Origin of the sequence: Burkholderia glumae LMG 2196 = ATCC 33617, assembly GCF_000960995.1 — a bacterium.
GTDB classification, from domain to species: domain Bacteria; phylum Pseudomonadota; class Gammaproteobacteria; order Burkholderiales; family Burkholderiaceae; genus Burkholderia; species Burkholderia glumae.
On the sequence record NZ_CP009434.1, the window covers coordinates 2,207,619 to 2,228,081 of the forward strand.

Genomic DNA, 20,463 nt, shown 5'->3' on the forward strand with positions numbered 1-20,463 from the left:
GTTGTTGCCCATTTCCGTAAACCCACTGGGCGCGCCGCTCCGGTATGGTGAGCGGCATGGACGAACATGACTTCTCGCAATTGCCGTCGGCCGCTCAGGCCTATATCCGAGAACTGGAGGCGCGCAACCGACAACTAGGCGAACGCATCGCCCAGTTGGAGGAGCAGTTCCGCTTGGCGCAGAGCAAACGCTTCGCACCGAGCAGCGAGAAGCTGAAGGACCGCGTATTCGACGAGGCCGAGCAGATGGCTGCGGCAGCGCCATCGGAGGACCCCGACGACGACGCGTTCGCGTTGCCGGACACAGGGCTGCCCGCACCCGATGAGCCAGAGCGGGGCAAGCGAGGCCGCAAACCGTTGCCGGCCGAGCTGCCGCGCCAGCGCATTGAATACGATCTACCCGACGATGAGAAGGTCTGCCCCTGCTGCCGCAGCGCGATGCATCGCATGGGCGAAGAAGTCAGCGAGCAACTGCACTTCGAAGTGAAAGCCTCTGTGCTGCAGCACGTTCGCTTCAAGTACGCATGTCGCCACTGCGAGCGCAATGCCGAGAGCACGCCGATCGTGACCGCCCCGATGCCGGCGCAGCCGCTGCCGGGCAGCAATGCGAGCGCAGCGCTCATCGCCACCGTGACGGCGGGCAAATATGTCGATGGCACGCCGCTATACCGCATGGAGGATGCGCTCTCGCGCGCGAACATCGCGGTGGGCCGCGGCACGCTGGCCAACTGGATCATCCGGCCCGCTCAACTGCACTACAGCCGACTGTACGAGGCCTTGCGCCAAACGCTGCTATCGCAACAGTTGATTCACGGCGACGAGACGACGGTGCAGGTTCTCAAAGAACCGGGCAAGACCGCGCAAAGCACCTCGTATATGTGGGTCTATCGCAGTGCCGAGCAATGCGAGCAGCCGGTGGTGCTGTTCGACTACCAGCCAGGGCGCGGCCAAGAGTATCCGCAAGCGTTCCTGGCCGGATACACGGGCATGCTGATGAGTGACGGCTACGCTGCGTGGCGCACGCTCGACGCAGCGACGCACTTGGGCTGCCTTGCCCACGCCCGTAGGGCGTTCGTCGATGCGCTCAAAGGTCAGAAGAAGCCCGGTGGGCGTGCGGCACAGGCTCTTGAGTACTTCAAGGCGTTGTATCAGGTCGAGACGCTCGCCAAGGGCGGTCTGCCCGAAGGAGAAACCCGCGACGATTACACGTACCGATTACGCCAGGAACATAGCGTGCCGTTGCTCACTGCATTCAAGACCTGGCTGGACGAGCAGGCGCCACACGTGTTGCCCGAAAGTCTGCTGGGCAAGGCGATCAGCTATACGCGCAATCAATGGGAGTATCTGAGCCGCTACGTCATCGACGGCCGCGCCCCAATCGACAATAACGTTATCGAACGCGACATCAGGCCCTTCTGCACAGGCCGCAAATCTTGGCTGTTCAGCGACACGGTCGCTGGCGCGAAGGCGAGCGCAATGGTCTACAGTCTCATGCTCACGTGCCGCGCATGCAACGTCGAGCCGTATGCCTACCTGCTTCATGTGCTCACCGAACTGCCTCAGCGAGCCCCGGATGCCGACATCACGGACTTGCTGCCGTTCAACTTCGCGAAACGGCAAACGGCTACACCGCCGCCGCCTTGATCGATCGAGCGCATAGCTTCGGCCCGACCGTCAACGTGTGGCGAATTGAGCGCTTACGATCCTCTTCCTGCGGGTTGTAGTAGAACAGCGCCGCACTCGGCTGCAGCGTCGCCGGCAGATTGCTGAGCAGATTCTGCGGGCCGAGGTTGCCGATCCCCGAGCTGCCGAGCGAGCCGTCGACGTACGATGCGGTGCCGGCCACCGGCGTGGGGATGCTGCCCGTGCCGATGGTACGCGGAATCGACAGGTTCAGCCCCGGCAGCGTGGCCGGGCTCAGCGTGATCACGCGCTGCGGCGCGCTGACGGTCGGCGTATAAGTGTTCGGCCGCGTGATGCCGTTGATCAGCTTCTGCCCGGTCAGCGACACGGCCGTGCCGATCACGTTGCCGACGTTCTGGATCTGGCCGCCGGACGTGATCGACAGGTTCGGCGCCTGGATCGTGGCCGCGATGTTGCCGACCGGCGTGGGCGGATCGATCTGTCCGCCGCTATTCGTGTAGGCACGGCCGTACAGCGCCGTGCATTCGGCCACCGAACCGCAGGCCCAGATGTCGTGGCGCTTGTCGGAACTGAACATGCCGGTTTCCTGCACCCAGTGCGAGTGCCAGTAGGCATTGAGCGTCTGCGCCTCGTTCACGACCGGCCCGGCCACGGCGATGGTCGCGTCGTTGCCGGCCGCGATCAGGCTGCCGATGTTGGCCAGCGAACCGGCGTTGATGCCGAGCTTGTTGCCGGCGCTGATCACCGACGAACTGCCGGACTGCTGATCGACGTAACCCTCGCAGTAGCTTTCCTTGTAGCCGCCGGCGGTCATGCAGCCGGCGTATTGCTCCTGCGTGCCGTAGTTTTCGTGCACGGGCACGGGCGGCGGCAAGGTGTTGGTGATCGCGCCCGATACGTTCAGCGTGATGTTGTTGCCGGCGATGATGTTGCCCGACGTGTTGGTCAGGCTCGCGGCCGGCGTGGTGGAACTGGCGGTGGAGCCCACGCCGCCCATCACGATGTCATGCCCCGCCAGCAGGTTGCCGTAGGTGTTGTCGATACTGCCGGCGGCCACCACCAGGTCATGGCCGGCGTAGATCGTGGCGTCGCTCTGGCTGTAGCCGAAGCTCGTGGTGTTCGGGTTGTTGCCGCGCGGCTGGCCGGCGTTGCCGCAAGCCGAGTTCGGCACGCCCGAGGCGCAGCCCACCTGCGACGAATAGTTTTGCTGATTGCCGCCCTGGTTGGAGAAACTCTGCGCGCCGATCAGCACGTTGTTGCCGGCGTACAGCAGGCCGGCGTTGACGAGATTGCCGCCGAGCAGCGTCAGGTTGCCACCCGCCGCGATCATGCCGGTGGGCGTCGAGGACGACACGCTTCCGTAGGAAACCGGTGCCGCGCTCGAGGTGTTGATGTTGAAAAGCTGCGTCGCGACAGCATTCGTCGGACAGTTGTCCGAGTTCATGCAGAACCGCGACGTCGAATTGGTCGCGTTCCCGGTGGCGAGAATCATCCCCATCGACTTCAGTTGCGAAAGGAACGCCGCATATTGACCAGCGTCGTACGCCGTGACGGTCTGGTTTGTCAATGTCGGAGCAACCGCGCCATTGCCGAGATTCTGCACGTTCAACGTGACATTGCCTGCCGCAGAAATCTTGCCACCTCGATTCGACAAGGTACCCGCCGTCAACGCAACGGAACCGCCCGCCGAAATCACCCCTGAAGTCCCGGCCTGCTGCGTCGTCGTGGTAACCGTGGCAGTCGGCAAGGCCAGCGTGACGGTCGGAGCGCCGACAGGGACAGCGCCACTGTCGAGGATCCAGACAGGCTGCATTACGGTGTGGCTATGATCGCCGCCGACCGTTGTAAAGACCTGCTCTTGATAAAACGTTACGGTTCCGGAACCCGTGATCGGCTGCGACGTCTCCATCGAGCAACCACCGAAGCATGACCTGTAGCCGAAGACGTTACTGACTTGCGATGTATTGACTGTCGACGGCGTCACTCCCGTCGGCGCAAGCAACTGTCCGACCGTGGCTGCCTGTTGCGCTGTGTAGAAGGCACCATCGGCTTTGAAGTGATCACCTCCATAAAAATAGGCCCATTTGACTTCCGACGTCCCGATCGATCCCGACCACAGCAGGTTCGGATCCACCGTGGCATACGACGTGGTGACCGCCCCCCCCGGCGCGGTCTGATCATTCACCACCGTCCCGGCATTGACCGTGAGGTTGTTCCCCACGTAAATCTGCCCGCCGGTGTTCTGCAGCACCCCGCCACCGAGATTGAAATTCGCGTCGCCTCGCGACTGTGTGAGGCCGCCCTGATTGTCATACGTGCCGCCGTTCACGTTCAGCGTGCCGCCGGCTTCCACCGTGCCGCGGTTGTACGTATCGCCGTTCAGCGTCAAGGTGCCGTCGGCATGCACGATGGCGTTCGCGTAATTCGCCAGCGAGGTGTTCAGCGTGACGTTCGAGCCCAGCACCTGTCCGTAATTCGAAACTCCCCCGCCCGCGTACATCGTCAACGCCGCGGTGCCGGACATGACCCCCACGTTGGTGATGCCGTTGAGCCCGTTCAGCGTCACGCTCTGGCCGCCGTAATTCCAGTTGCTGCCCACGTTGATCGTGCCGGCCGTGATGTACAGTCCCCCGCCCTGGTTGATGGTGCCTTGCGTGGGATCGAACGCCATGTTCGATAGATTGAGGCTGAGGTTGTGCTGCGCGAGCAACTTTCCGTCTGCGTTATTCAGCGAGCCGTTGCCGCCGCGGATCGTCAGCGACAGATCGCCCGTCTGGCTGGCCGGGTCGCTCGCGTTACCGGCGAACAGCACGCCGTTGCGGTTGTCGAACAGGGTCGTGGAGAGGGTGAGCGCATTGACGCCCATCAGCGCCCCACCGCCGTTGCCGACCCAGTTCGCGGCATTGACGGTGGTGGTACCGCCGTTGACGAGCCCCGCGTTCGAGAAGTTGGTCACGGTGATGGTGGTGGCACCCGTCGAGGCGAGCGAGGCGCCGGCCTGGTTGATGAGTTGCGGCGCGGACACGGTCAATGCGCCCCCGGACAGCACGTTGGCGGCATTGGTCATGCCGTTGCCGCCCGTCAGCGAGGCGGCCCCAACCACGCCGACGGTACCCGCCGCAAGCGTGAGCTGATCGCCGGCCTGGGCGTCGAGCGCGCCGCCGGCCAGCGTGTTGCCGAGCTTCACCTCCTGCCCGCTCAGATGCACGTCGTGCGAGGCGACCAGCCGCGCGCCGCTGCCGTCGAGCGTGTGCGTCGCGCCGATGGTCAGGCTGCCGGAGGTGGTCACGCTGCCCGACACGCTCACGCCGTCGCCCGTCAGCGAGAGATCGCCGACGGTCTGGCTGGTGCCGCTCAGCGTGAGCTGCTGGGCGGCCTGCACGGTGGCGCCGGCGTTCGAGGTCAGGCCGCCGAGCGACACGTTGCCGGTGTCGGCCTTGATGGCGATCGTGCCCGACGACGACACGCCGCCGCTCACGGCCACGTTGCCGTTCGCCTCCACGTGCGTGGCGCCGCCGGAGGTGAGCGAGCCGCTCGCGCCCACGTTGCCGCCATTCGACGTGACGGAAAGGTCGCCCACCGCGGTGACCGACGTCAGCGCCACGTCGCCGGCCGCGCTCGCGCTCACCTTGCCGGCGCTCTGGATCGCGCCGGCGCCGAGCGTGGTGCCGGCCTGCAAGCCGACGTCCTTGCCGAACGTCAGCGCACCGGCGCCGATCGCGCCGCCCGCCTGGAGCTGCGCCGAACCGAGGCCGAACAGCGCGCCGCCGAGCGTAAGTGCACCGCCCGCGTTCAGGACGGTGTTGCCGTTGACGAGTGTGCCCTGCGAGAACGCGATCGCGCCCGCCGAGTTCACCGTCAGGTCGCCGCCCGATGTCAGCGCGCGATCGGCCGCGATCGCGCCATGGGTGGAGGTGAGCGTGAAGTTGCCGTTCGATTGCGCGAGCCCGTGCAGCACGAGGTTGCGCGCGGCGCTCATGTCGAACGCGGCGCCGGCGGCCACGGCGCCGCCGATCGTCGCGTCGCGCGCGGCCGTGATCTGCGTGGCGCCGCCCGACGTGAGTCCACCGCCCACTGTTACGTCGCCGTTGCCGCTGGCGCCCTGGCCATGCAGCGTCACCGTGCCGCCGGCCTGCACATTGCCACCGACCACGACGTCGCCGCCGGCGCTGGCCTGCAGGTTGCGGCCCGAGATCAGCGTGCCCGTCACGCTCAGCCCATTGCCGGCGCTCGCGGTCACGTCGCCGTTCGACGCGAGCGTGCCCGCCACGTTCAACGCACCGCCTGCCGCGAGGCTGGCCGACTGGCCGAACGCCACCGACGCGGCGTTCAGCGCGCCGCCGCTGTTCAGCGTGCCCGCATGCTGCGCGGCGATGTCGCCGCTAAGCGTCAGGTCGCCGCCGGCCGTCAGGGTGGCGTTGCCGCCGGCCTGCGTCTTGCCGGCCACGCTCGTCGCCCCGCCCGACGTGGCGTTCAGATCGTGCTGGGTGGTCAGGTTGCCGGCCTGCAGCGTGCCGCTGGTGGCCGTGAGCGAGAGATTGCCGGCCGCATTGAGGTCTCCCGCTTTCAAATTGCGTGCGGCGCTCAGCGTGGCCGCATCGCCCGCGTTGAGCGTGCCGGCCAGTGTCGCATCGCGCCCGGCCTGCACGTTGGTCGTACCAAGCGCGGTGGTCGCGCCGTTCAGCGTCGCGTCGCGCGCGGCCTGCACGTTCAGCGCGCCGGTCGCAATGGCCGGCCCGTTCACGGTCACGTCGCCGCCGCCGGCGCTGCCGTTGGCGGTCACCGCCAGTGTGCCGGTGGTCGACTGCACGCCGGCCAGCGTCACATCGTTCGCGCCGGTCACGGCCAGGCTGCCGCCCTGCAGCGAACCGCTCAGGTTCACGTCGTGGCCCGCGCCGAGCGTCGCGCCCTGCGCGAACGCAGTGGTGCCGGCGCCGACGATGTCATGCGCGGCATTCAGCGTGCCGCCCTGCTGCCCGACAAGCGTACCGCCCAGCGTCAGATCCTGCCCGGCCGACACGGCCATCGCGTTGGCCGCCGACACCGTGCCGCCGAGCGTGGCATCGAGCCCCGACCTCAGGCCGAGCGCGCCGCCCGAGGCCGCGCTGCCGGTCACGCCGAGATTGCCGTGGGTCGCCGTGACGCTCATGTCGCCGGCCGACTGCGTGCTGCCGGAAATGCTCACGTCGCGCTGCGCCGTGAGGGTCTGCGCCGCACCGTTCGCAAGCGCGCCGCTCAACAGCACGTCGCGCGCGGCGTCGATCGATACCGCGCCTTTCGCGCCGACCTTGCCGGTGATCGAGGCGTCGCCGCCGCCGGCATTGCCCTGCGTCTTCACCGTGAGCGTGGTGCCGGCCACCACGTTCCTGAGCGTGGCGCTGTCGCCGGCCTGCACGTTCAGCGAGGCGGCCTGCGCGCTGCCGCCGAGCGACACGTCGCGCTGCGCATTGGCGCCGAGCGCGCCGTCGATGAACGACTGCGTGCCGGTGCCGACGAGGTCGCGGCCCGCGTTCAGCGAGCCTGCGGCATCGCCGATCAGCAGGCCGCCGCCGAGCAGCGCGTCGCGCCCGGCGTTCAAAGTCAGGTCGCCGACGGCGCTGGTGGTGGCGCCCAGCGACAGATCGAGCCCGGTGGTCACGCCGAGCGTGCCGCCGCTGTTGATGCCGCCGGTGGCGTTCAGGCTGCCCTGCTGCGCCGCGATCGTCATCGCGCCGCCGGACTGTACGGCACCCGCGATCGACACGTCGCTGCCGGCGCCCAGGGCCACGCCCGCGCCGCCCTGCAACCGGCCCGGCACCGACAGGTCGTGCTGCGCATCGGCCATCACCTGCCCGCCCGCGGCGGCGGTGCCGGCCACGGTCAGGTCGCCGCCGCCGTTGGTGCCGGCCGCCTTCAGCGTCAGCGCGCCCTTGGCCTGCACGTTGGTGACGCCGAGATTGCCGGCGGCCGTCACGCCGACGGTATCGCCCTGGATCAGGCCGCCCTGCGCGACGTCGTGGCCGGCGACGAGGGACGCTGCCCGGGCAAACGAGACGGTGCCGGCACCGGTGATGTCGCGGCCGGCGCTCAGCGTGCCGCGCCCGTCGCCGCCGACGCGGCCGGTCACGGCCAGGTTGCCGTTCGCGGCAAACGTGGCATCGCCGGCCGAGGCCGCGAGGCCCGCTACGCTGAGATCCGTGCCCGCGCTCGCCTCGAGCGTGTCATGGCCGGTCAATGCGCCGGTCACGCTCAGGGCGCGCCCGGCCGCGAGCGTGGCGGCACCGCCCGCCGTGGCGGTGCCGCCCAGCGCGATGTCGGTGCCGGCCTGCAGGCTCAGCGCGGCATTGCCGCCGAGCGTGCCGGTGGAGGCGAGGCTGCCGCGCGCGGCGCTCAGCTGCATGTCGCCCTGCGACTGCAGCGTGCCCTCGTTGAGCAGGTCCTGCCCGGCTTGCAGGTTCAGCGTGCCGTTGCTGACCAGCGTGCCGGTGGTGTGCAGGTCCTGCGCGGCGTGGACGGCCAGCGAGGTGGCAGCCGTCATGTCGTGCAGCATGGCGCTGCCGCCCGCGGTGGCCGCGACGCTCGCAGCCTGCACCGCGCCCGCCAGTTGCATGTCGCCGCCCGATTGCAGCGTGCCCGCGCCGCCGAACGCCAGGCTCGCCTTGCCGCCGAGCTTGCCGCCCGCGCTCAGCGTGCCGGCCTGCCCGGCGATCACGGTGCCGTTCGCGGCCAGATCCTGTCCGGCCTTGACCGTCAGCGCGCCGAGCGTGGTGGTGCGGCCGGTGCCGAGATCGACATCGCGCGCCGCGTCGATCGACAGGTTGCCGCCCGCCTGCAGGGTGCCGCTGCTCGTGAACGCGCCGGCGGCATTGTGGGTCGTCAGGTCGCCACGCGACACGAGCGCACCGCCGACCGTGGTGTCGGCACCGCTCGTCACGGCGAGCGGGCCGCTGGCCTGCAGCGTGCCGGTGACGCCGACCGCGCCGACCGCGTCGAGCGCGGCGTCGGCCGCGCTCGTCACGGCGCCGGCGATGGTGGTGCCGGCGCCGCTGCGCAGGTCGAGCGAGTTGCCGGTGGCAAGCTTGCCGCCGATCGCGAGCGCCTGCCCCGCGTACAGCGTGCCGGCGGCGCCGGCCACGAGGCTGCCGCCGAGCGTCAGGCCGCCGCCCGCGCCAAGCGTGGCGGCACCGCCCGTCTCGATCGTCCCGGCCACGGCCAGATCGCCGCCGGCCTGCATCGTGGTGCCGGCGCCGCCCTTCACGGCGCCGGCGATGCGCGTGTCGCCCTGGCTCGCCAGGCTCAGGCCTCCCTTGCCCTGCAGCAGCCCGGTGATCGACAGATCGGTGGCGGCCTGCAGCTGCGTGGTGCCGAGCGCGGCAACCGTGCCGCCGAGCGTGAGCGCACCGCCCCTGGCGTCGGCGTTCAGCGTCGAGGCCGCCTGTACGTCGTTCAGCGACACGTTGCCGGCCGCCGCCAGCGCGAGAGCGTTGCCCTGCAGCGCGCCCGTTACGGCCAGATCGCGGCCGGCCTGCGCTGCCACGTCGCCGGCGAAGCCGCTGGTGCCGCCGAGCGTCAGGTCGCGCGCGGCGCCGAGCGTGGCGGTGCCGTTGCCCACCAGCGTGCCGCCGACGCCCAGATCGCGACCGGCCGTCAGCGTGGTGTCGCCCTTGATGCCGGTGGTCCCGGCAAGCATCACATCCTGCGTCGCGCTGGCGCTCAGGCTGCCGTCGCTCGACAGCGTGCCAGCCGACGTGAGACTGCCGCCGGCGGCAGCCAGCGCCATGTCGGCCGTCGATTGCAACCGGCCGTGCGTGCCCACGGTGATGTCGCGCGCGGCGCCCACCTCGAGCCGATCGCCGCTGCCGAGGATGCCGTTGACGAGCACGTCGCGGCCGGCCTGCAGCTGCGTCGGTGCGTGGTTCGCCGCGGTGCCGTCGCCGCCGCCCGCCAGCGCGCCGTTGACGATCACGTCGCGCGCGGCAGACACGACCGTCTCGCCGACCACGGCCGTGGTGCCGTTGAAGCTCGCGTCGCCGCCGCCCGCCTGCCCGTTCGCGGCCAGGTGGAACGTGCCGGCCGCCTGCACGGCGGCCAGGCTCGCGCTGTTGCCGGCCGTGATCGTCAGGTCGTTGGCGAGCACCGTCAGCGCGCCGCTCGCGGCCACGTCACGCGCGGCGTTCAACGTCATGCCGGCTGCCGCGCCGGTCGCGCCGGACAGCACGATGTCGGTGCCCGCCGCGATCGCGAGCACGCCGTTGCTGGCGATCGGGCCGCTCGAATTCACCGCGCCCGAGGTGGCGGTCAGCGTGGTGTCGCCAACGGCCTGCAGATCGCCGCTCTGGCTCAGTGCGCCGCCCGCCTTCAGGGCCACCGTCGCGCCGCCGCGCAACGCGCCGGTGGTGGCCAGGTCGTGCGCGGCCGCCAGCGACATCGTCGAGGCGGCGAGCACGTCGTGCAGCGAGCCCTTGCCGGCTGACTGCACCTGCACGGTGTCGCCGCGCAGCGAGCCGGCCAGCGCGAGGTCGCCGCCCGAGGTCACGCTGGCGGCCTGGCCGAACGCGATCGAGGCCGCGCCGCCCAGCGTGCCGCCCGAACTCAGCGTGCCCTTGCCCTCGGCGATCAGCGTGCCGTCCGCCTTCAGGTTGCCGCCCGCCTGCACCGTCATGTCCTGCAGGGCGGTGGTGGATTGCCTGCCCAGATCGATGTCGTGGGCCGCGTCGATGCGCAGGCTGCCGTCGGTGGCGAGATTGCCGGTGCTCGCAAGCGAGCCGGCCGCGTTGTGCAGCGCGAGATCGCCGGTGGCGGCGAGCGTGCCGCCGATCGAGGTGTCCGCGCCGCTCGTCAGCGTGAGCGTGCCGCCGCTGCGCACCTGCCCGGTGACGGACATCGCGCTCGCCGAGTCGAGCGTGGTGGCCGCCTGCGCGCGCACGGTGCCGGCCACGGCCAGCGCGCCGCCGCTGGCGGTCAGCGCCAGCGGGCCGTTCGACTGCACCTCGTTCAGCGTCATCGTGCCCGCGCTGCTCAGCGTTACCGCGTTGCCGAGCGCCGAGCCCGTCACCGCCAGGTTGCCGCCGCTGGCCACCGTCAGGTCCTTCAGGTAGCCGGTGCTGCCGCCCAGCGTCGCGTCACGGCCCGCTTTCAGCAGCGCCGCGCCCTGGCCCGCCAGCGTGCCGCCGATGGTCAGGTCGCGCCCCGCAGTCAGCTGCGTGTCGCCCACCGCGCCGGTCGCGCCGGTCAGTGCCACGTCCTGGCCGGCCGATACCGTCAGCTTCGTCGCCCCGGTCAGCGTGCCTTGCGAACTGACGCTGCCCGCGTGCGCGACGATCGACTGGTCCCCGCCGGACTGCACCGTGCCCGTGCCGCTCACGTTCACGTCGCGTTGCGCGTCGAGCGCGAGCGTCGCGCCGCCAGCCAGCGTGCCGCTCACGTTGGCGTCGCGTTGGGCATCAAGCGCGAGTGCCTTGCCGCTGGCGAGCGTGCCCGTCACGTTCACGTCGCGCGCCGCCGCTAGCGTGGTCGTGCCGGCTACCTGCGTCTTGCCGTCGAACCTCAGATCGCCACCGCCCGCCCTGCCTTGCGCCAGCGCGTCGAGCGCGCCGCCCACCTGCGCGTCGCCGATGCGCGCGCCGTCGCCCGCCTGGAGGTGCAGGTCATGCTGGGTCTGCAGGGCGCCGGTCGAATCGATCCCGCCGCCCGCGGCAAGCGTCAGGCTGTCGGTGGCGGCGATCGTGCCGCGCACGGCCAGATCGCCGCCCGCCTGCAGCGCGGCGGTGGCATTGCCCGTCAGGGCGCCGGTGGTGGTCAGGTTGCCGGCCGCCGCAAGCGACATCGTCGAGGCCGCCAGCACGTCGTGCAGCGAGGCGTTGCCGGCCGATTGCACCTGCACGGTGTTGCCGTGCAGCGAGCCCGTCAGCGCCGTGTCGCCGCCCGAATTCAGCGCGGCCGCCTGGCCGAACGCGATCGCGGCCGCCCCGCCGAGCGTGCCGCCCGAACTCAGCGTGCCCTTGCCGCCGGCGCCCAGCGTGCCGTCGGCCGTCAGATGGCCGCCGGCCTGCACCGTCATGTCGTGCTGGGCCGTGGTGGCTCCCGCGCCGAGGTCGACGTCGCGCGCCGCGTCGATCCGCAGGTCGCCGCCCGAAGCCATGGTGCCGGTGCTCGCAAGCGAGCCGGCCGCGTTGTGCAGCGCGAGATCGCCGGTGGCGGCGAGCGTGCCGCCGATCGAGGTGTCCGCGCCGCTCGTCAGTGCGAGCGTGCCGCCGCCCTGCACCAGGCCGGTGACGCTGGCCGCGCCGCCCGCGTCGAGCGTGGCCGACGACAGCGCATTGAGCGTGCCGGCCACCGACAGGTTGCGGCCGCTCGTGATCGCGAGCGCGTCGGAGGCCTGCAAGGTGCCGCTCACCGACATATCGTGCGCCGCGCTCACGGTGCCCGCGGCAAGCGTGTTGAGCTTGCCGGCCACGGCCAGATCCGCACCGCTGTTCGCGCTCAGGCGGCCGGTGCTCTGCAGGGTGCCGTTCACGTCGAGGTCGCCGCCGGCCTTGGCGCTCGCCTCCGACATCGAGGTGACCGTGCCGTTCACGTTCAGCGCGCCGCCGCTGGCGGTCAGCGCCAGCGGGCCGTTCGACTGCACCTCGTTCAGCGTCATCGTGCCCGCGCTGCTCAGCGTCACCGCGTTGCCGAGCGCCGAGCCCGTCACCGCCAGGTTGCCGCCGCTGGCCACCGTCAGGTCCTTCAGGTAGCCGGTGCTGCCGCCCAGCGTCGCGTCACGGCCCGCTTTCAGCAGCGCTGCGCCCTGGCCCGCCAGCGTGCCGCCGATGGTCAGGTCGCGCCCCGCAGTCAGCTGCGTGTCGCCCACCGCACCGGTCGCGCCGGTCAGTGCCACGTCCTGGCCGGCCGATACCGTCAGCTTCGTCGCCCCGGTCAGCGTGCCTTGCGAACTGACGCTGCCCGCGTGCGCGACGATCGACTGGTCCCCGCCGGACTGCACCGCGCCCGTGCCGCTCACGTTCACGTCGCGTTGCGCGTCGAGCGCGAGCGTCGCGCCGCCGGCCAGCGTGCCCGTGACGTTCACGTCGCGCGCGGCCGTCAGCGTGGCGGCACCCACCACCTGCGTCTTGCCGTCGAACGTCAGGTCGCCGCTGCCCGCCGCGCCCTGCGCCTGCGCGTTCAGCACGCCGTTCACCCGCGCGTCGCCGATGCGCGCGCCGTTGCCGGCCTGCAGTTGCAGATCGCGTCCAACCTGCAGGCTGCCCGTCGACACGATGTCGTGGCCAGCCGAGATCGCGAGCGTGTCGCCGCTCGCCACCGTGCCGCCGATCGAGGCATCGCCGCCTGCCGCCTGCAGCGTCGCCGTGCCCGAGGTCTGTACCGTGCCGCTCACGCCGATGTCGTGCCGCGCGCCGGCCTGCAAGGTGCTGGTGCCGATCTGGCCGGCCACGGCGATGTCGTGGCCGGCCTGCAGCGTCACGCCGTTCGCGCTCAGCAGCGTGCCGTCGATCGCGACGTCGCCGTCCGCATGACTCGCGATCGCGCTCACCGTGGTGCCGCCCTGCACGTCGCCGAGCCTCACGCCGCCGTCGCCGGAGATGGCGATGTCGCCGTTCGCCTGCGTGTTGGCGAGCGATACCTTGCCCCCCGCCGTCACGCCGAGCCGGCCGCCGGCCTGGATGGTTCCCTGCGAGCTCACGTCGCCGCCGGCCTGCAGGGTGTAGTCGGTCACGCCCAGATGCGCGCCCGTCATGGCCACGTCGCCGTTGGCATGGATCGTCACCTGCTGCTGCGCGGCGGTGCCAGCCACGGCGAGATCGCCGTTCGACGACAGCGTCAGGTCGCCCGCGTTGGCCGCGAGCTGCGCGTCGGCGCGCACGCCCATGCCGGCCGCCGTGCTGATCACCTGGATCTGCCCGGCCGTCATCGCACCGAACGCGGTGGCGTCGATCGCCTGGCTGTTCGCGGTGGCGATGGCGGCCAGCGTGTTGGCGGCGCCGTTCGCCGAGGTGGCATAGGAGGTGCCCTGCGCGCTCACGGCGCTGGGCAGCACGAACTGACGGCCCGCGATCGCATTGATGCGCGTGCCGGCGTAAAGCGGCGCGTTCACGCCGATCGTCTCGCCGATCAGGTCGATGGTGCCGACGGTGCCCTCGATGCCGGCGCCGGGGCCGTTCACGCCCGCGTTGCCCTCGATCTGGATATGGCCGCCCGTCACGCTGTAGCCGACGGCCGTGGCATTGTCGAAGCCCGCGCGCGTACCGTTCAGGTCGCTCAGGAACTGCGGCGTGCCGGTGGACAGCGTCACGCCGATGGTGTTGGTGAAGCCGGTGCCGACCGTGGTGATGCCGTTCGGATTCACGATCACCACGGCGGCGGGCGCGCCGAACACTTCGAGCGGGCCGTTCAGCAGGCTCGCGAACGCGCTGCCGGTGGAGGTGACCTGGTTGATGATCACGCTGGCCGCTCGCCCCGACAGATTCGGGTTCGCGCGCACGTCGCCACCCGTCAGCGAGGTGCCGGACATCAGGCTGTTGTTGAGGATCAGCCCGACCGGATCGATGTTGAACGACCGGTACTGGTTCAGCGAAATGCCGGCCGCATTCGGCGCGGTGATGTTGACCACGGGCACGCCGCCGCCCAGCCCGGTGCTCTGCGTGACGGTGGGCTGGAAGCGGATCGGCGCGGTGGGATCGGTGATCGGCGCGGCCTGGGCTTCGCTGATCGCAAGCCGGATTCGCAGCGCGGCCAGCTCGGCCAGCACGCGCGGGCTGCCCGCGGCGAGCATGCCGGCCGCCGCGCGGCCCTGTTCGATGGTGATGCTCAACGGCCCGAGGTACATGACCATCGCCACGATCGCGGCCACCGCGCGTTGCCAGGCGCGATAGCGGCGCGCCGGCGCGGCGGCCTCACCGAACCAGCGCGGCCGCGCCAGCGGGTGAAAGTCGGCCGCGCGGCGCAGGGCCGTGCGCCGTGCGAGATCGAGCAGGGCGGATCGGGTCGAGGCGTTCTTCATACTTGTCGCTATGTCGTGCGTGCTGCGCGTTCGCTGCGACGCCGGCGGCTCGCCGGCATCGTTCGGCGGCGGCCGTTCCCTGGAATGCCGCCGCGCCATCGGGCCGTGACCGCATCGCGGCCGGGCGGCCAGCCCTTACTGCTGGATCTGCGCCTGCTTGAGCAGCCCGACCATCGTCTCGATCGTGGCCTTCTGCAGCGCGGCCTGTTCCAGGCCCCGACGCAGCACGTCCTTCGCATCGGCGTAGGCCGGGATGCGGGTGGCACGCTTCTCGTCCACGCGCAGGATCCAGAAGCGGCCGTCGGCCTCGACCGGTGCGCTGGTCACGCCGCCCACCGGCAGCTTCAGCAGCGCCTCGGCGAGCGGCTGCGGCCAGCCCTGCTGACCGCCCGGCGGCACCGGCTGGCGAAACGACACCCAGTTCAGCGCGCCGCCCTGCGCGGCGTTCGGGCCGTCGGCCGCCTGCCGCGCGAGCTGCGCGAAATCGGCGCCCTGCTTCAACTGAGCGAGCGCCGCGTCGGCGCTCGCGCGATCCTTCAGCACGATCACGCGCGGCTTCAGCTCGGTCTGGCCGAGCCCCGCCACCACCTCGTCGTACTTCGCCTTCACCTCGGCATCGGTGACGGGCTCGGGCTTGATGTGATCGCGCAGCCAGGCCTGCGTCATCGCCAGCGACTTCGCCTGCTCGACGGCGGCCAGCACCTGCGGGTACGTGTCGTAGTGCGCGCTCGCGGCAGCCTGGCGCAGCAATTCGCGCGTGATCAGCTGGTTCTTCAGCGCGGCGCGCACGCTCGCCGTATCCGGCTGGTTGGCGGCGACGCGCGCCTGTTCGAGCTGATCGCGCGTGATCGCCACGCCGTTCACGCGCGCCACCACGCCTTCGGGCAGCGGCGCGGCGGCCGGCGCGGAAGCGCCGATGGCGGCCGCGCTCGTGGCGGCCCGCGGCGTCGAGTCGATCGCCGCCAGCGCGGCGTGCGCGCCGCCGAACTGGCCCGCGATCGCCAGCGCCACGGCACCGGCCACACGCCTTGCGCGGCCCGGTCGTTCGCGGTACTCCAGCTTGGTCGCATCCTGCTTCGTCATTCCGATCATCATTGCCCCGCCGTCTCCGTCACTCCGTCCAGTTCAGTGTGGCCAGCACCACCGTCGCCTTGCGTCCCAGCAAGGCGGGCTGCAGCAGTGCCTGGCCGAGCAGCAGCTCGCCCGTCACGCTCTGCTGCCTGACATTCCATACCGCGCGCGCGCCGACGCCCGCCCCCGCCAGCGTGGGCCAGCCGCCCTGCGCCACCAGGTGCGCCTTGCCGGCGTCGATGAACACATACGGCTCGACACGCGCGCCATGCCAGGCCGGCACGTTCTGCCATGCGGCCTCGTTGCGCGCGAACACGCCGCTGTCGCCGCTGATGCCGCCTTCGGTGAAGCCGCGCACCGAATCCATCCCGCCCAGGAAGATCTGTTGGTTGCCGAACAGCGCGACGCGGCTGTACTGGCCGCGCAGCGTGCCGCGATAGGCCCAGCGCGTGGCGCCCAGCGAGCCGAGCGCGAACTGCACCGTGGCCGTCGCGTCGAGCCGGGTGAACTGGCTGTGCGCGTCGGCCACGCCGCTGTCCGGCGCGTCGTGCGAGGCGCCGAGCCACGGCAGCCCCTGCGAGACGCCGACGTCCCAGGTGGCCGCGGCCTGCTGGTCGTGGGCGACGAAGCGCACCAGGCCGTTCAGCGCGACGCGCAACACGCTCAGGTCCTGCTCGGCGAGGTCGATGCCGTTTACGCTGCGCTGGGTGCGCGTCTTGCTGAAGGTCAGGTCCAGGCTGGTCCGCCCGGCACGCGAGCGGCTCAGCACGTCGTTCCAGCCGAAGATCTGGCTGAACGAGCGGCCCGTGAGCAGCGCGACGTTGCCGATGGTCTGCTGGTATTCGGACAGCGAGGTGGTATAGCTGAAGGTCTGATAGCCGTAGGGCACCGCGGCCGACGCCACGAGCGCGTTGCTGTCGGTGGTGCCGACGTAGTTGAACGCCAGCGACTCCTGCAGGCCCAGCAGGTTGTCGGCCTCGACGCCGCCGCGATAGCGCATCGTGCCCGTCTGCGAGCTGCCGTAGTTGTCGATGCCGAGGTTGTAGTAGAGGCGGTCGCCCACGCGATTGCTCAGGGCCACCACCGAATCGCCAGGCGTCTCGCCGGGCATGATCTGCAACTCGGCCTGGTTGCGCCGCAGCCGGTTGATCTGCTCCACGCCCTGCTCGAGATCGGGCAGGCGCAGCACGTCGCCCGGGGACGCCGCGAACGCCCCGGCCGTGCCGGCGTCGGTCAGCAGGCCGCCGCCATCGTGCCGCCACCACGGCTGCGCCGGGTCGCGCGGGCGCAGCGGCTTGCCGTTCAGCGTGAACGCGGCCACCCTGCCGGCCACGATGCGGATCGTGAGCGTGCCAGCCGCGAGGTTCTGCGCGCCCAGGTAGGCGCGCGTGGTGATGTAGCCGTGCGCGATGAAGGCCTCGGTCAGGCGGCGCAGCAGCAGGTTGATGCGGTTGCGGCCCAGCTGGTGGTAGAGGAACGGCCGCGCGATGCGCGCGAGCTCGCGCTCGGACAGCACCGTGTCGCCGCTGAATTCGATATGGCGGATCATGAAGGTCGGCGCGACCTCGGGCAGCGTGCCCACGTCCGCGTCGGCCGGCAGGTCCGGCAAGGCGGGCGCCGGCACCGCGATCTGCGCGGGCGCCTGCTGCACCTCGTTGCGCTGCTGGCGATCGCGTTGCTCCTGCAGCAGCCGCTGCGCCGGATCCTGCTCGACGCGCGCCGCCGGCAGGCCCGCGAACTGCGCGAACGCGCAGGGCGACAGCATGCCGAGGCAAACAGCCAGCGAAACTGCGTGACGCACGCTCATAGCCCGAACCAGGACACCAGGCCGAGATGGTTGCCCGCGCCGATCGTGACCGGATCGCGGCGCGGCGCGCGCAGCGTGACGATGCCGCCCGCCGCCGTGACGCCGCCCGGCGCGTTGAACGCGCCCCCGTCGATGCGCCCTTCGCCGGTCAACGCCACCTGGCCCAACTCGCTGTCGAAGATGCCGCCCGTGTCGGTCGCGTAGATCGCGGCCCAGCTGTTGCCGAACCAGGCCTTCAGATCGCTCGTGCGATTGATCGTGCTGTAGCCGAGCACCGCCTGAGCCAGCGTCACCGGCGCGTCGAGGCGCAGATTGTGGATCGCGTACACCATGCCGCCGATGTTGGTGATCTGCTTGCCGGCCTTCAGCGTGATGTCCGTGCCGGCCTCGATCACGCCGCCGAGCGCCTGCACTGTGCTGGACGCGCGCGAATGGCAGAAGACGAAGCAGGAGCGCTCGAGCTGCGCCCGGCCCGTGAACACCGCCTGCGTCGTCAGCGAGCCGAGTGCCGCGATGTCGATCGCCCCGTCGTTCGACACGATCGAGCCGCCCGTGTTGACCACGTTGGCCCCGCGGATCGTCACGTTGCCCGCTTCTGCGGTGATGTAGGCGAGCTTGGCCGGATCGACGATCTCGCCGTAATCCACCGTGAAGCCGCTGGTGCGATGCGTGAGGAACAGGAAGCTGCTGCCGCGCGACGAATAGGGGATCTGCGCGCCGTCGTCCGCGCCCGGGGTGTGATCGACCACGTTGAGCACGTCGCCGCCCGCGGCAATCGACACGTTCTGATTCGACAGGATCCGCGCATTTCGGTTGGTCACGCCGCCGCCGGCGCTCAGCCACACGTCGCCCGCCACGCCGAACAGGATGCCGAGCTGGGTGCTCGGCAGCGATTGATTGACGATCGAGCCAGCCGCCGTGAGCGTGACGGCGCCGCGCGAATCCGTATCGCCGGCGATCGCCTTCTGTCCCTGCACGAGCGTGCCGGTGCTGGCGATGTCGCCGCCGCTCTTCAGCACCACGCCGCCCGACGCCGACGCGATGGTGGAGCCGGCCGCCGCCACGCTCGGCCCGAACAGCATGCCGTTGGCCGCCAGCTTGATGTCGTCGTTGGCGAGGATGCCGCTGCCGAGCAGCGTGAGCGGCCCGCTGGCCGTGAGCGCCACGTGGCCCGCGCGGGCCTTCAGCTGCGTGTCGGCCATCGAGAACGCGTCGCGCACGTCGAATTCGGCGTTGCCGGCCGCCGCAAGCGAGGTCTCGGAGAATTGCACGCTGCCGTTCGACGACAGCGTGAAGTCGCCGAGCGAGGCGTTCAGCGGCCCCGCGCTGCGCACGCCGGGCCCGCGGTCGTTCACGATCAGCTGCACGCGGCCGCTCGTCAGGCTGCCGGCCGCCGTGATGTCGATCGCGAATGATGTCGCGGTGTCGGTGCTGGACGGCGTGAAGCGGGTCAGCCAGTCGTTGGCATTGTCGGTCGGCGAAATGCTGGTGTCGAGCTGCACGCGGCTCGTGCCGGCCAGCAGGCGCAGCCCGGCCGTGCTGGAGCTGAAGGTGTTGTTGACCGGGCCTTCGATCAGCAGGTTCTTGGCGATCAGGTCGAGCGAGATCAGCGCGCTGGTCAGCCCGTTCGGGCCCACCACGATGGTGCCGGTATGGGTGTCGAGCACCACGTCGCGGCGAATCACGCCGGGGGCAATGGCGATGTCGTCGAACGACACGTTGCCGGTCGACAGCACCACGTGGCCGGTGTTCGTGAACGAGCCGCCATTGACCGTGATGCCGTTCGGATTGGCGAGGATCACGTTGGCGCGCGTGCTGCCGAGCACGTCGATGTTGCCTTCGATCAGGCTGCGGTCGGTGCCCGTCACCTGGTTGACGATGGTGCGCGCGTTGATGCCGACGTTGTTGAGCGAGGCGCCCGCCGTCGACACGTTGAAGCTGCTGTAGGTGTTTTGCGACACGCCTGCCACCGCGGGCGCGATGTTGACGATCTGTCGGCCGCCGGCTCCGGCCGACACGCTAGTCTGCGTACCACCGTCCGGCACGATGCCGGCAGCGGCCGCCGCCAGCGGCGCGAGCATCGACGCGACGATCACCATTTTCCCCAGCACGCGCAAGCCCCCGCCCGCGTGTCCGGCCCACTCTCTTGTCTTCATTTTTCACGGTCTAGCACGCGCCGTTCGGCGTTCGTGCGCATCTATTGATTTTTTCTTGACGGAGAAACGCTGGCCTCGCCGTCGCCCGGATCTTAACGGACCGATAGGAGACTGTCATTAGGGTTGGCATGAAATATTTGTTACGGTCGGCGAAGGGGCGCCAACGCAATGGACCGACTCAGCCGCGCCGGACGGCCGTTTCACCGGAGACGGCTGGCGCTTGGCTTTCACTCGCTGGCGCAACCGCGTTTAGTTCAGACGATACCGCGCCAACCCGGCGGCCTCCTCACCCCGTGATGCAAACACCAGACTTCCGACCGCAAGGTTCCTTTCGGTATGTCCTGCGCCTGGAGGAGTGTCATAGGCACTGCCGAGCAGCTCCGAGGCGGCAGCAGTTCGGCTCGGATAGATGGGCCGCTTGATGCGCCCGTTGTTCAGGAGCGCCGAAGTAAACGTTCGCCACGGCGGGATCGTGGCAATTGCCCTGCCGGCTCATGCTTGAAATATTTCTGCAAGCTTCCGGAGAAGACTGCCAATCGTCGCTGGCGAATGGACTGCCCTGATCGGAATGTCGGAATACGCATGACGCAGAGGCAAGGCTGTGATATCCGTCACCGGGACCCGGTTCGGTGTGTCCGCCGCGAACCTGCGCTTCGACGCGTTGGCGACTACGCCGACCGGCCCGCCCCGATCCGCCCCGCTAGCAGCGCTTGCGGCCATGACCGAATCCGGCCCGCCGGCCGTCGCCGTTCCTGAGTCGACGAACGCCGCGGCGGCACGCCTGATCGGACCGGGCAGTCGATCGGC

Annotated in this window: 5 protein-coding genes; 1 reads left to right on the forward strand and 4 read right to left on the reverse strand. The window is 70.4% G+C overall.

The features are described from left to right. Positions 1-56: 56 nt before the first annotated feature. Positions 57-1,643, forward strand: a complete 1,587-nt coding sequence (tnpC, locus tag KS03_RS10105; RefSeq protein ID WP_012732733.1) for an IS66 family transposase — start codon at positions 57-59, stop codon at positions 1,641-1,643. On the opposite strand, the gene KS03_RS10110 is transcribed toward tnpC, so the two are convergent. The 4 genes from KS03_RS10110 to KS03_RS10125 form a co-directional block, all read right to left on the reverse strand. Continuing rightward, positions 1,624-14,622 carry a two-partner secretion domain-containing protein gene (locus KS03_RS10110; RefSeq protein WP_052690856.1) on the reverse strand — a complete coding sequence of 4,333 codons (12,999 nt, stop codon included), beginning with the start codon at positions 14,620-14,622 and terminating at the stop codon, positions 1,624-1,626. The genes tnpC and KS03_RS10110 overlap by 20 nt on opposite strands. A gap of 135 nt (positions 14,623-14,757) precedes the next feature. Then, positions 14,758-15,717 (reverse strand): peptidylprolyl isomerase, encoded by a 960-nt coding sequence (locus tag KS03_RS10115; RefSeq protein WP_012733614.1) that lies wholly within the window; start codon positions 15,715-15,717, stop codon positions 14,758-14,760. Between the two features lie 16 nt (positions 15,718-15,733). Next, the gene (locus KS03_RS10120) at positions 15,734-17,500 is read right to left on the reverse strand and encodes a ShlB/FhaC/HecB family hemolysin secretion/activation protein (RefSeq protein ID WP_012733613.1); all 1,767 of its coding nucleotides are present in this window, start codon (positions 17,498-17,500) and stop codon (positions 15,734-15,736) included. Then, a complete protein-coding gene (locus KS03_RS10125) occupies positions 17,497-19,656 on the reverse strand; it encodes a filamentous hemagglutinin N-terminal domain-containing protein (protein ID WP_012733612.1) in 2,160 nt (719 codons plus the stop codon). Before KS03_RS10125 ends, KS03_RS10120 begins: the two co-directional genes overlap by 4 nt. Between the last annotated feature and the right edge of the window lie 807 nt (positions 19,657-20,463).

What these genes read in the sequence shown, in the direction of transcription:
- KS03_RS10110 (WP_052690856.1), bottom strand. Translation starts at nt 14,622, where the DNA reads ATGAAGAACGCCTCGACCCGATCCGCCCTGCTCGATCTCGCACGGCGC.
- KS03_RS10125 (WP_012733612.1), bottom strand. Translation starts at nt 19,656, where the DNA reads ATGAAGACAAGAGAGTGGGCCGGACACGCGGGCGGGGGCTTGCGCGTG.
- KS03_RS10120 (WP_012733613.1), bottom strand. Translation starts at nt 17,500, where the DNA reads ATGAGCGTGCGTCACGCAGTTTCGCTGGCTGTTTGCCTCGGCATGCTG.
- KS03_RS10115 (WP_012733614.1), bottom strand. Translation starts at nt 15,717, where the DNA reads ATGATGATCGGAATGACGAAGCAGGATGCGACCAAGCTGGAGTACCGC.
- tnpC (WP_012732733.1), top strand. Translation starts at nt 57, where the DNA reads ATGGACGAACATGACTTCTCGCAATTGCCGTCGGCCGCTCAGGCCTAT.